Annotated in this window: 9 protein-coding genes; 4 read left to right on the top strand and 5 right to left on the bottom strand. The window is 72.1% G+C overall.

Annotated elements, in window-relative coordinates:
- Positions 1-10: 10 nt before the first annotated feature.
- Positions 11-1,609, bottom strand: coding sequence for a family 20 glycosylhydrolase (locus Q2K19_RS26550; RefSeq protein WP_302764768.1), 1,599 nt, complete (start codon positions 1,607-1,609; stop codon positions 11-13).
- Between the two features lie 266 nt (positions 1,610-1,875).
- Between Q2K19_RS26550 and Q2K19_RS26545 the strand changes: the two genes are divergently transcribed.
- Positions 1,876-3,219 (top strand): glycoside hydrolase family 18 protein, encoded by a 1,344-nt coding sequence (locus Q2K19_RS26545; RefSeq protein WP_302764766.1) that lies wholly within the window; start codon positions 1,876-1,878, stop codon positions 3,217-3,219.
- A 29-nt stretch (positions 3,220-3,248) separates the two neighbouring features.
- Here the strand turns inward: Q2K19_RS26545 and Q2K19_RS26540 are convergent, their stop codons facing one another.
- On the bottom strand, positions 3,249-3,905 hold the full coding sequence (locus tag Q2K19_RS26540; RefSeq protein ID WP_302764764.1) for a TetR family transcriptional regulator: 657 nt from the start codon (positions 3,903-3,905) through the stop codon (positions 3,249-3,251).
- Positions 3,906-4,010: 105 nt separating this feature from the next.
- On the opposite strand from Q2K19_RS26540, the gene Q2K19_RS26535 reads away from it, so the two are divergent.
- Together Q2K19_RS26535 and Q2K19_RS26530 are read left to right on the top strand one after the other, a co-directional pair.
- On the top strand, positions 4,011-4,181 hold the full coding sequence (locus Q2K19_RS26535) for a hypothetical protein (protein WP_302764761.1): 171 nt from the start codon (positions 4,011-4,013) through the stop codon (positions 4,179-4,181).
- Positions 4,182-4,206: 25 nt separating this feature from the next.
- Positions 4,207-4,596: a hypothetical protein gene (locus Q2K19_RS26530; RefSeq protein ID WP_302764758.1), complete on the top strand. Its 390-nt coding sequence runs from the start codon at positions 4,207-4,209 to the stop codon at positions 4,594-4,596.
- 28 nt (positions 4,597-4,624) lie between these two features.
- Here the strand turns inward: Q2K19_RS26530 and Q2K19_RS26525 are convergent, their stop codons facing one another.
- Positions 4,625-6,019 carry an FAD-dependent oxidoreductase gene (locus tag Q2K19_RS26525; RefSeq protein ID WP_302764755.1) on the bottom strand — a complete coding sequence of 465 codons (1,395 nt, stop codon included), beginning with the start codon at positions 6,017-6,019 and terminating at the stop codon, positions 4,625-4,627.
- Between the two features lie 193 nt (positions 6,020-6,212).
- On the opposite strand from Q2K19_RS26525, the gene Q2K19_RS26520 reads away from it, so the two are divergent.
- A complete protein-coding gene (locus Q2K19_RS26520; protein ID WP_302764752.1) occupies positions 6,213-7,460 on the top strand; it encodes a MalY/PatB family protein in 1,248 nt (415 codons plus the stop codon).
- Positions 7,461-7,528: 68 nt separating this feature from the next.
- On the opposite strand, the gene Q2K19_RS26515 is transcribed toward Q2K19_RS26520, so the two are convergent.
- Together Q2K19_RS26515 and Q2K19_RS26510 are read right to left on the bottom strand one after the other, a co-directional pair.
- A complete protein-coding gene (locus Q2K19_RS26515) occupies positions 7,529-7,924 on the bottom strand; it encodes a hypothetical protein (RefSeq protein WP_302764750.1) in 396 nt (131 codons plus the stop codon).
- On the bottom strand, positions 7,917-12,002 hold the full coding sequence (locus tag Q2K19_RS26510) for a fibronectin type III domain-containing protein (protein ID WP_302764749.1): 4,086 nt from the start codon (positions 12,000-12,002) through the stop codon (positions 7,917-7,919). Before Q2K19_RS26510 ends, Q2K19_RS26515 begins: the two co-directional genes overlap by 8 nt.
- Between the last annotated feature and the right edge of the window lie 37 nt (positions 12,003-12,039).

The following is a 12,039-nucleotide window of genomic DNA, read 5'->3' as shown; positions in this document are numbered from 1 at the left end:
TGCGCGGCGGTCAGGAACCGGTGGGCCAGGCCACCTGGGCGGAGTGGTAGTAGTTGATCCCCATGACCCGCCAGCGCGGGCCCTGAGCACCGAGCCGCTGGTTGAACGACGTCCAGTCATGGGTGCTCGCCGGTGACCACCCCAGCTCGGCGATCGCCGGCAGACGCGGGAAAGCCATGTACTCGACGTCGGCCAGCGACTGGATCGTCTCCGTCCACAGCGGCGCCTCGACCCCGAGCACCGACGTCTCGCCGACGCCCGAGAGGTAGTTGCCCGGGTCCCAGCCGTACGCGTCCTGCACGTCGATGAAGCCGGCCCAGCGCTGGCCCAGTCTCGTGCGGGAGTTGTACTTCATGTCCAGGTAGGCGCGGTTGGCCGGAGACATGACGATCTTGGTGCCGTGCTGGGCGGCGGTGGCCACCGCGGCGTTGGTGGTGGTGGTTCCCCAGTACTGCGCGACGGTCGACGGCAGGACCGGGGCATTGACGACGTCGTGCCAGCCCACCACGGTCTTCCCCCGGGCCGCGACGATCTGCTGAACGCGGTTCATGAAGGTGTTGTAGTCGGTGGCGGTGGTGGAGCTGGCCTCGTCGCCGCCGATGTGCAGATAGGGCCCGGGGGTCAGCCCGGCGATCTCGCCCAGGACCTGGTCGAGGAAGGTGTAGGTGATCTCCTTGCTGACGCAGAGCGAGCTGAACCCGACCTTGGTGCCGGTGTAGAGCTTCGGGGCCACGCCGTCGCAGTTGAGGTCCGCGTACGAGGCGAGTGCCGCGTTGGTGTGGCCCGGCATGTCGATCTCCGGGATGATCATGACGTACCGGGCCGCGGCGTAGGCGACGATCTGCCGGTATTCGTCCTGGGTGTAGTACCCGCCGGTGCCGCCGCCCACCTGGGTGCTCCCGCCGTACACGGCGAGGTTGGGCCAGCTGTTGATGGCGATCCGCCAGCCCTGGTCGTCGGAGAGGTGCAGGTGCAGGCGGTTGACCTTGTAGAGCGCGATCTCGTCGATGTACCGCTCGACGACCGGGACCGGCAGGAAGTGCCGTGCGACGTCGAGCATCGCGCCCCGATGCGTGAACCGCGGATAGTCGACGATGCGACCGGCCGCGACCTCCCAGGGCCCGGGCTGGACCGTCGCGCTCTCCACGGCGGGTGGCAGCAGTTGACGCACGGTCTGGACGCCGGCGAACAGTCCCGCCGGTTGGGCGGCGCGCACCGCGATCGAGGCGGCGGTGACGTCCAGCTGGTAGCCCTCGTCGCCGACGGCCGTCGGCGCCCCGGACAACAACAGGGCGATGCCGTCCGCCGGGGTGGTGCCGGGCGCGTCGACGACCGGCAGGGCATAGCCGGTTGAGCGACGAAGTACGGCGGCGAACTGCCCGGCGATCGCCGCGGCCGCGGACGAGCCGGGCTCCGTGTAGATCGTCGTCGTCGCGGTGATCTGGTAGGTGACGCCGCTCGCCGGCGCGGTGACGACCGGCGCCGGAACGACGGACGTGAACGAGACGGGGGCCGCCTGGGCGGCGACGGGAGCGGTGGGCGCGGCCCAGGCGCCGGCGAGGGCGAGGATCGCGGTGGTGGTGAGCAGACGTACGCCGCCGATGGTCATGACTGCCTCCGGAGCCTGGCGATGCCGCAGGAAGCCGGACGCTCACCGCGCATCGACCTTCGTCGCTAGCAGTCAAATTAGCGACCTTCATTTGGTAAGGCAAGCTACCTAACAAAATATCCCCGCAGACGGAGCGGCGGCGCGCCGCTGCTCGGCCACGATCGGCATACGCTCCCGATCCGCTCTTGACCCGCGGAACCTGCGCGGCCTAGCGTCATCGATCAGAAAGGTCTCTTTACTAATCCCGCCCGTCCGTGGGAGTGCCGATGCGACCCTTCCGTCCCCGCCGCCGCACCGCCCTTGTCGCCCTGACGGCGATGCTGGTCACCGTCGCCCCGCCGACCGTCGCGAACGCCGCGGGCAGCCCGACCGGCCGCGGCGGCTACCACCGGGTCGGCTACTTCACCCAGTGGGGCATCTACGGCCGGGCCTTCCCGGTCAAGAAACTCGACACCTCCGGGGCGGCGGGTCGCCTCACCCACGTCAACTACGCCTTCGGCAACGTGAGCGAGGACGGGCGCTGCTATGTGGACGGTGGGCCGGGCGAGGGTGACGCCTGGGCCGACTACCAGCGTCCGGTCCCGGCCGAGGAGAGCGTCGACGGGGTCGCCGACGCGTGGGGCGAGCCGCTCAACGGCAATTTCGGCCAACTGGCCAAGCTCAAGGCCAAGCACCCCGATCTGCGGGTGCTGATCTCGCTGGGCGGCTGGAGCTGGTCCACGTACTTCTCGAACGCCGCCCGCACCGACGCCTCCCGCAGGGCCTTCGTCTCCTCCTGCATCGACCTCTACCTCAAGGGGAACCTCCCGATCCTCGACGGCGGCAGCGGGGGCCCGGGCGCCGCCGCCGGCGTCTTCGACGGCATCGACCTGGACTGGGAGTGGCCGAACTGGCCGGGCGAGCCCGGCAACGTGATCCGCCCGGAGGACCGGGAGAACTTCACCAAGCTGCTCGCCGAGTTCCGCCGGCAGCTCGACGCGTACGGCCGCGAGACCCACCGGCGGTTCGCGCTGACCACCTTCCTGCCGGCCGCCCCGGCGACCATGGACGCCGGATACGAGGGGCGCAAGATCTTCCGGTACCTGGACTTCGCCACGGTGCAGGGGTACGACTTCCACGGCACCTGGGAGGCGGTGACCAACCAGCAGTCGGCGCTGCGGGTACCGGCCGGGGCACCGGACAACCCGGACTTCTCCGCCGAGGTGGCGATCGACGGCTGGATCGCCCGCGGCGCGCCCCGCGACAAGCTGGTGCTGGGCATCCCCTACTACGGACGCGGCTGGACCGGCGTCACCGGGGGCGGCGACGGCCTGTTCCAGCCCGCGGCCGGGCCGGCCCCGGCCACCTTCGAAGCCGGGTCCGAGGACTACCGCAAGCTCAAGACCCTGGCTGGCAACGGCTTCACCGTCCACCGCGACCTCCGCGCCGGGCACGCCTGGCTGTTCGACGGCACGACCTTCTGGACGTACGACGATCCGGCGGTCGTGCTGCAGAAGACGCTGTACATCCGGCGCGCCGGCCTGGCCGGGGCCATGGTGTGGTCGCTGGACGGAGACGACGACAACGCCACCCTCACCAAGACGATCAGCCTCGGGCTCACCACGCCGTAGCCGGGCGATCAGCCGCCGGCAGGTGATCGTCAGCCGGGCCAGTTCCGGCAGCCGACGACGATGAGCCGAAGCTGCTGGGTTGCCCGCTCGCGCAGGGCCGCCAGCGCGACCGGGTGCTCGACGACGTCGAGCAGCGCGGCGGCGGTCTGCCACATGTGGTCCGCGATGAGGGTGGTCGCCATCCGGACGTCCGCCTCCGGCCAGTCGCGTAGGTAGCCGGCGGTGGCGTGGAGATCGGCGCGCATCAGGTCGGCGGCGAGTTCGTCGGCCCCGCGCTGGAGCTGGTCCTCGATGGCACGGCGGACCACGGCCACCCCGCCGAACCGCTCCCGGGCGAGGAAGCGGTAGCGCTCCGGGTGGCGGCGGACTTCGTCGACGAGCACCGCCATGGACTGCTCGATCAGCTCGTCACCGCCGGTCAGTCCGACCCGGACCATCCGCTCGGCGGTGCGCATCCCGCCGAGCGACTGCTCGGCCAGTGCCACTCCGAGCTGGCCCATGTCGGCGAAGTGACGGTAGAAGGCGGCCGGCACGATGCCGGCCGCGCGGCTCACCTCGCGCAGGCTGAGGCTGCTCAGGCCCTGGTCGGCCAGGAGGCGCACCGCGGCGTCCAGCAGCGCCTGGCGGGTGCGTTCCTTGCGCTGGGCGCGGCTGGGGGCGGCGCTGCCGACTCCGGTATGGACCATGTCACCAGTAAACACCTGTGCACCGACGCCCGTCTGTCGTACCCTGAGGGCTGGGTGAACACATGTTCACCGAAGCCGTCCGGCCCTTCCCGCACGGAGGACAGCATGCTCGGACTGATCGTCACGCTCTGGCTCGCGGTCCTGATCCTCGGCACCGCCGCCTTCGCCGACCAGCCCTTCCTCTGCATCGCCGCCGCCGCGCTGGTAGCCGGGGTGGTCCTGTTCCTGACCCGCGGCACCGGGTTGCTGGCCCGCCGCCGCGCCCGCGAAGGCTGACCCCTCAACCCCGAAGGGAGCAACCATGTCCGTCCCCACGCCGCCCCGCTCGGCCGGCTTCCCGCAGGACCGGCGGGCCGCGTTGCCCCAGGAACGACCCGACGCGGCCGACTGCGGCACGGCTGTCGGTCCCGCCGCCACTGCGCCGGACTCCCCCGCCGCGGCCCGGTTGGACGGACGGGCCGCGGCCGCACTGATGCTCGGCGGCGCCGGGATGTTCGTGTTCAACATCCTCTTCGGTCCACTCGCCATCGTGCTGGGCCTGCGTGCCGCCCGGGACCCGCGCGGTGGCCGCTTCGGTCGCCTCGGCGGTCGGCTCGGCGCCTTCCTCGGCGTACTCGACCTTGCGATCCTGGCCGTCCTGCTGATCAGCCGGCTCAGCCGACACGGCCTGACCTGGCAGTTCGGCGCCTGACCAAGCGGCACGGTGCGCGTTGGGCGCGTCAGCGCGCGGTGGCCGGCCGGCGACTCCGGCGGTTGGCGAGCAGGGCGCCCAGGATCACGCCCGGCGCGGCCAGCGACCTCGGGTGTTCCCGCATGGACACGACCTCGTTGAACCGCCGGGCGACGGCCACGTCCGTGACGGTCGCCGTGACGATCTGACCGCTGACCCAGCTGGAGAACCGGTACCCGCGCGGATACGGCCCCTCGACGTGCGGCAGCGCCAGGTCGGCGGAGGTCGACGTCGACCAGGCGGCGTCGACCACCACCTTCTGCAGGGCGAAGAACCGACGCGCGGTGGCGCCCAGGTCCGGGCCCGACCGCAGGTACGCCGACAGGCAGGCCGCGTGCAGGGCCGCCGCCGTCATGCCCTGCCCGTAGACGGGGTTGAACGACGCGACGGCGTCACCGACGCTGACCAGACCGGCCGGGAACCGCTTCAGCGCGTGGAAGTCCCGCCGCCGGCTGTCGGCGTGGTGGTAGGTCCGGACGTCGCCGAGCATCTCGTTCCCGGCGACCGCGCCGAACTCCGGTGGGAACTGGTCCCGCAGCCGGCGCACGAAGTCCGCCGCGGTACGCCCCGGCCGGTTCTCCCCGTAGCCGGCCATCATGGCCATCCACCGGCCGTCCTCGACCGCGAAGAAGGCGGCACCGGCCACGTCCGACGACAGCCTCGGCGTGTGCAGCGCCAGGACGACCGTGAACTCCGGGTTCGTCTCGCGGCGGCGGAACAGCGCGGTCGCGTAGTTGAGGTTGACGGTCATCCGTCGCATGGCCGGGCGGTCCCAGCCGGCCTGCTCCAGCCAGTCGGACAGCCTGCTCGACCGCCCCATGGCGTCCACCACGAAGTCAGCGCTCTCGACGCCGGGCGCACCGCCGACGTCGTAGCGGACCCCGGTGGTCACGGCGCCGTCGAACACGAGACCGGTGGCGCGGGCGGTGACGGTCTTGACGTTGGGCAGTCGGAGCACCTGCTGGCGGATCAGGGCTTCCAGCAGGGGTCGGCTACCCGCCAGGCTGTCGGCGTCGTCGGGCACGACCACCTTCAGGCGACCATCAAGGTAGTTCCGCCGGGCCGCCGGTGGCGCCTCGATCGCGCCTTGGGCCAGGGCCTGCTCACGGAATCCCGGGAACAGCTGCTCGAGCTGGAGAAAGCCGCCGGGCAGCAGCGCGTGCAGTTGCGTGCCCTGCGGCACGCCGGGCCGCTCGCCGGGCGCCTGCGCCTCGTCCCGGTCGATGATGACGACACTCTCCGCGTGGTCAGACAGCACCCGGGCGGCCAGCAGACCGGCGACACTGCCGCCGACCACGACGGCCCTGCCCATGACCGGAGCCGAGCGCTCGGGCGGTCGCACCGCGTTGAGCGCGGCGAAGACCCGAGCCGGAGAGAGGGACATCGTGCTCTCCTAGGGGTACGAGGTGGTTGTCGTCGCGCACGCCGGCCGACCACCGGCACGCCGGCGGGGCGGCCGGCGGGCCGGTCGACTGCACGCCCGACGATCGTTGCACACGGCGGCCAACGGCCCGGTCAGGAGCAAACTCCGGCGCCGAGGACGACGACCACTCGACCTACGGCCTAGGGTGGGCGGCATGGCCAGCCCTGCCCCCTCCGCCGACGGCTCCGCGGCCCAGAACCCGCTCACCCTGCTCACGCTGAACGAACTCCGGCAGCGCACCAGCGTGAAGTGGCGCATGCACCCGCCCGACGTGCTCCCCCTCTGGGTCGCGGAACAGGACGTGCCCCTCGCACCTCCGGTGGCCGACGCGCTCCGCCGCGCGATCGACCTCGGTGACACCGGTTACGCGTACGGGACGGCGTACGCCGAGGCGCTCGGCGACTTCGCCGCCGGGCGCTGGGGCTGGCCCGACTTCCGCGTCGACCACACCACCGTCGTACCCGACGTGATGATGGGCATCGTCGAGGTACTGCGGCTGGTGACCGACCCCGGCGACGCGGTCGTGCTCTGCTCCCCCGTCTACCCACCCTTCTACGCCTTCGTCAGCCACGCCGGACGGCAGGTGATCGAGGCCCCGCTCGGGCCTGACCTGCGGATGGACCCCGCAGCGCTCGACGAGGCCTTCCGGCGGGCCCGGGCCTGCGGCCACCGGCCGGCGTTCCTGCTGTGCAACCCGCACAACCCGACCGGTGTCGTGCACCGCCGCGACGAACTCGAGGCCGTCGCCGCACTGGCCGACCGGCACGGCCTACGGGTAATCTCCGACGAGATCCACGCCCCGCTGGTGCTGCCCGGGGCGCGCTTCACCCCGTACCTCACGGTGGCCGGCGCCGAGAACGCGTTCGCCCTGACCTCCGCCTCGAAGGCGTGGAACCTCGCCGGACTCAAGGCGGCGCTGGCGGTCGCCGGGCCGCAGGCCGCCGCCGACCTCAACCGCATGCCCGAAGAGGTCAGCCACGGACCCAGCCACCTGGGCGTCCTCGCGCACACCGCCGCGTTCCGCGCCGGCGGGCGGTGGCTCGACCTGCTCCTCGACGGCCTCGACGCCAACCGGACGCTCCTGGAGACGCTGCTGGCCAAGCACCTCCCGTCCGTGACCTACCACCGCCCCGAGGGCACCTACCTCGCCTGGCTGGACTGCACGGCGCTGGGCGTCCCCACCGAGCAGCCGGCCGGCGAGCCCGGCGTGGCCAGCGACGTCGCCGGGCCCGCGCGGATGTTCCTCGACCGCGCGCGGGTCGCCCTCAGCTCGGGGCACGTCTTCGGCACCGGCGGGGCGGGCTTCGTCCGGCTCAACTTCGCCACCTCACCCGCGATCCTCACCGACGCCGTCACCCGCATGGGGCAGGCGGTCGACGCGCACCACCCGTCGGCGGGCTGACCACTCGCTCCCGGCCGCCACGACTCTCCGAACCAACGCAGGAGGTAACAGCGGTGCGGCCGACGGTACTACCCGTGGTGGCCGGACCTCCCGTCGTTCGTCCTGGCGCGGGCCGTGCACCGCGCCTCGGCCTGGCTGCCGATCACCGGCAGCATCGCGTGGGCGGTCGCGGTGGCTCCCGGTTCGACTCGGTTGACCAGGCTGATTCCCCACCCCAGCGGCGCGGTGTCGGTCGCGACGGACAGTTCTACCCGGTAGCCGTGGGTGACGCGGTCGGCATTGCTCACCGTGTAGGTGACCTGCGCCGCGCCCGGGGTGCTCAGGTCGCAGCGGGTGACGCTGGCCTGGACAGGTGCGGCGGATGAGCCCTGAGGCGGCCCGAGCGCCAGGCCGACGACGACCGCCGCGACGGCGAGGCACGCTTCGATGACGGCGAAGTATCGCAGCTGTCTCCGACTACGCATGGTGGAACACCACCGTGGCCATCAGCCACACGGTGGACGCGCCGGTGGTGGCACTCGCCGCCGGGCGAGCGCCGGCATTCAGCGGAAGGTCCTCCACCAGTAGGTCCATGTTGCCGTTGGGTGACAGGTTCGTGCGGGCGGTATATGCGGGGTCGGGCACGAGCAGCGTGCCGAACCCGGAGTCGGCGTAGAAGCCGAGCGCGAGTTCACCGTCGGCAGTGACCGGGTTGGTCGCGGCCGACTGCACGGCCTGCGCTCCGCTCGTGGTACCCGTCGCCGTGGCCTGCTGATCCACGGCGGCAGCGCCCGCAGCGGTCGACAGCCCGGCGTACTCCAGGACGGCGACGCCCACGTCGGCGGCGCCGGACACCGACGCGGTGATCGTCGGCTTCGTCCCACCGTTGCTCACCACGGCGGTCCACACGCTCATCTGGGTGTGGTCGGAGGCGGTGAAGGAGGTGACTTTGGTGAACGTGTCGCCGGCGTTGTCGGTGACGGTGTTCACGGTGGCCGATCCCGCGCTCCACACGCCCACCTGCACGATGAGCCGGTTGTTGCCGGTGGTGGTCTGCGGTGTGGTCACCGCGAGGCTCGTCCGCCCGGCACCGTTCGCCGACACCTGCTGCACGAACGTCGGTGTCGGCGGGCTGACGCCCGGGGTGACGGGCGCCGAGGGCGCGGACTGCGGCCCGTCGCCAATGGTGTTGGTGGCGCTCACGGTGAAGGTGTACGCGGTGCCGTTGGTCAGCCCGCCGATCGTGGCGGTGGTCGCCGGTGGTGACCCGCTGACCGTGGTCGGGGCCTGGGCCGTCGCGCCCACGTACGGCGTGACGGTGTAGGAGTTGATCGCGCTGCCGCCGTTGCCGGGCGCGGTCCAGGTCACCCTCGCGGCGCCGTCGGCGGCAGCGGCGGCGACGCCGGTCGGTGCCGACGGGACGGTCGGCGGTGCGGTCGAGGCGGCCTTGAACACCAGTGTGCCGAGCAGCCAGGTGGTGTTGGAGCCGGCACCCACCGCCGCGTTCGGGGTCGCGCCCGCGGCCACCACCTGGTCCTCGGTGAGCAGGTCCATGTTGCCGTTGGGTGAGACGTTGCCGCGCACGGTCCAGCCGGCGCCCCCGGTGAGGCTCTTGCCGAAGCCGGAGTCGGCATAGAAGCCGACGGCCAACTCGTTGCCCCCCGTCGTGGGTGGCGTCGCTCCGGACCGGACCGTGGCGGCGGCGCTGGTGGTGCCCGACGCCGTGGCCTGCTGGTCGACCACGCTGGCGTCCGCGACGGCGGACAGGCCCGCGTACTCCAGCACGTCGACGCCGATGTCGGCCGGCCCGGACACCTGCGCGGTGACCGCCGGGGACTGACCGGCGCCGGCGGTGACCGGCGCGGTCCACACGCTCAGCTCGGTGTTGTCGGACGCCTTCCAGCGCGCCACCTCGACGAACTGGTCGCCGGCCGCGTCGGTGACGCCGGTGGTGGCGGCGCCGGCCCCGCTCCAGGTGCCGACCTCGACGATCAGGCGGTTGCCGGAGCCGAGGACCGCCGGCAGGGTCGCCGACAGGCTGTCGGTGCCCGCGGACTGGGTACCGGTGTGTTGGACGAAGGTCGGTGGCGGCGCGATGCCGGGGGTGACCGCGGCCGAGGCTGCTGACGGCGGCGAGGTACCGATCGCGTTGGTGGCGGTGACCTTGAACGTGTAGGCGGTCCCGTTGGTGAGGTTGGGGATCGTGGCGCTGGTCGCCGGTGGATTCCCCGTGACCGTGGTCGGCGGCTGTGCGGTCGTGCCGACGTACGGGGTGACCGTGTAGCTGGTGATCGGGCTGCCGCTGCCCGGCGGCGCCTTCCACGACACGTTCGCGCTCCGGTCCGCGGGTGTCGCCGTCACGGCGGTCGGCGCGGCGGGTGCGGCGGGTTTGGCGCCGATCTGCACCATCGAAGCGACCGATGGCACTCCGTTGCCGTTGAGGATGAACAGCATGTAGTAGCCCGGGGGCGCCAGTTCCGGCCCGGCGGGCGCCTGCACGGTAAGTCCGCTGCCGTCCTTGGTGAAGCTGAGCGGCACGAAGTGCTGGTTCATGTCCATCTGGTGGGTATCCGCGCCGAGCGACACCAGGTTGACGGCGGTGATGGACGCCGCGTCCGGGGTGGACACCGAGATCGTGCCGCCGTACGAGCCGCCTCCGGAGGTCGACGTGATGGTGGGCCGGGGACCGTTGGAGAGGTAGGCGGGCGAGTAGTACTGCGCCGAGTACTGGGCGGTGCCGCTGCTGCCGAACGGGTGGCCACCGCCCGCCACCAGCACCCGCGCGTCGGGCATCAGCAGCGCGGTCGAGTGATAGTTGCGGGCCGCGGCCATCGGGGCCGCCGCCGTCCAGGTCTGGGTGGTGGGGTCCCAGATCTCGGCCGGCAGCACCCCGGTGGTGACGATGCCCTGGTCGGTGTTGGTGTTGCCGCCGACGGCGAGAACCTTGCCGTCCGGGAGCATGGTGAGTGTGTGGTACACCCGGGCGTTGTTCATCGGCGCTGTCTGCTGCCAGGTCGGGGTGGCCGCGTTGAGGTCGATGACCGCTGTCGTCTTGAAGGCCGATCCGGGACGGTTGACGTCGACGCCGCCGCCGCTGTAGAGCACCTTGCCCGGCCGGTACATCACGGAGGACCCGTTGTGGACACCGCTCGCGCCGCCGACCGAGGTCCAGGTCTGGTTGTTCACGTCGAGCAGGAAGGAGTTGTCCTCGTTGGGGCCGATGGTGAAGACCTTGCCGCTGGGCAGCAGGTACGAGAACGGGTACTCGGTCTCGTGGACCTGGGGGGTGGACACCCCGGACAGCAGGGTCCAGGTGTTGGTGGCCGGGTCGTACACCTCGGGCGTGTCCGCCCAGTGCGAGGCGTCGGTGTCGTTGCCGCTGACGGCGACGTAGCGACCGTCGGCCAGTTCGGTGACGGTCGGGTACCACCGTGGCTTGTGCATGTCCGCGACGCGGCTCCAGGTGTTGGTCGCCGGGTCGAAGATGTTGGTGTCGACAATTCCGAGCTGCCCGGTGGTCAGCCCGCCGTAGCCACCGACGACCAGCAGCCGCCCGTCCGGCAGGCTCGCGGCGCCGTCGCAGAAGACGCTGGTCGGGGCGTTGAACGTGTTGAACGCCTGCGGCGACGCCGGGTTCCACACGACGGTGGGCTGCGGCTGCTGCCAGCCGTCCCACGCCACCACGCTGCCGTTGTAGAGCAGGGTGTTGCTCAACGCCACGATGGGCCAGGTCTGCAGGCCCGACCACGATCCACCGGCCTGAGGGCCCGGCGTGACCGGGGCCGATGCGGTCGAGGCCGGGCCGGTCCCGACCCCGTTGGTGGCGGTCACCGTGAAGGTGTATTCCGTGCCGTTGGTCAGCCCGTTCACGGTCGCGGTCGTCGACGGCGGCGAGCCGGCCACGGTGGTCGGGGCCTGCGCGACACCGCCCGCGTACGGCGTGATGGCGTAGCTGGTGAGCTGGCTGCCGCCGTCGCCGGGTGCGGTCCAGGTCACGGTGGCGCTGCCGTCGCCGGCCGTGGCGGCCACCCCGGTGGGGGCCTGCGGCGCGGTCGGGGCCGACGGCGACCCGGCCCGCAGCACGACGGTGGCCATCAGCCAGGTCGTGCGCGCCGCCGTGCCGGCGCCCGCATTGGGCGTCGCACCCGCGGCCACGATCTGGTCCTCGACGAGCAGCTCCATGTCGCCGGTCGGGGAAAGGTTGGCGCGCTGGGTGAAGCCGCTACCGGGGGTCAGGGTGGCGCCGAAGCCGGAGTCCGCGTAGAGACCGAGTGCCAGTTCACCGCCGGCGGTCGTCGGGGCGGTGGCGCCCGAGCTGACGGTCGCGGCGGTGGAGCCGGTGGTACCCGCAGCGTGCCTTTCCTGGTCGACCACCGAGGCCGTGGACAGGCCGGAGTACTCCAGCGCCGCGATCCCCAGGTCAGCCGAGGACGTGGCCCGTGCGGTGATGGTCGGCTTGGTCCCACCGGTCGCGACGACGGCGGTCCAGACGCTCATCTCGGTGTGATCGGACGCCGCGAAGCTGAGGATCTTGACGAAGGTGTCACCCGCGTTGTCGGTCACCGCGCTGACCGTGGCCGATCCCGAGTTCCACACGCCG

Source organism: Micromonospora sp. NBRC 110009, assembly GCF_030518795.1.
In the GTDB taxonomy this organism is placed as follows: domain Bacteria; phylum Actinomycetota; class Actinomycetes; order Mycobacteriales; family Micromonosporaceae; genus Micromonospora.
Note: the sequence above shows the minus strand (reverse complement) of the source record. Positions and strands in the feature narration are given on the sequence as shown.

Coding starts and splice junctions, on each gene's coding strand:
- Q2K19_RS26550 (WP_302764768.1), bottom strand. CDS start 1,609: ATGACCATCGGCGGCGTACGTCTGCTCACCACCACCGCGATCCTCGCC.
- Q2K19_RS26545 (WP_302764766.1), top strand. CDS start 1,876: ATGCGACCCTTCCGTCCCCGCCGCCGCACCGCCCTTGTCGCCCTGACG.
- Q2K19_RS26540 (WP_302764764.1), bottom strand. CDS start 3,905: ATGGTCCATACCGGAGTCGGCAGCGCCGCCCCCAGCCGCGCCCAGCGC.
- Q2K19_RS26535 (WP_302764761.1), top strand. CDS start 4,011: ATGCTCGGACTGATCGTCACGCTCTGGCTCGCGGTCCTGATCCTCGGC.
- Q2K19_RS26530 (WP_302764758.1), top strand. CDS start 4,207: ATGTCCGTCCCCACGCCGCCCCGCTCGGCCGGCTTCCCGCAGGACCGG.
- Q2K19_RS26525 (WP_302764755.1), bottom strand. CDS start 6,019: ATGTCCCTCTCTCCGGCTCGGGTCTTCGCCGCGCTCAACGCGGTGCGA.
- Q2K19_RS26520 (WP_302764752.1), top strand. CDS start 6,213: ATGGCCAGCCCTGCCCCCTCCGCCGACGGCTCCGCGGCCCAGAACCCG.
- Q2K19_RS26515 (WP_302764750.1), bottom strand. CDS start 7,924: ATGCGTAGTCGGAGACAGCTGCGATACTTCGCCGTCATCGAAGCGTGC.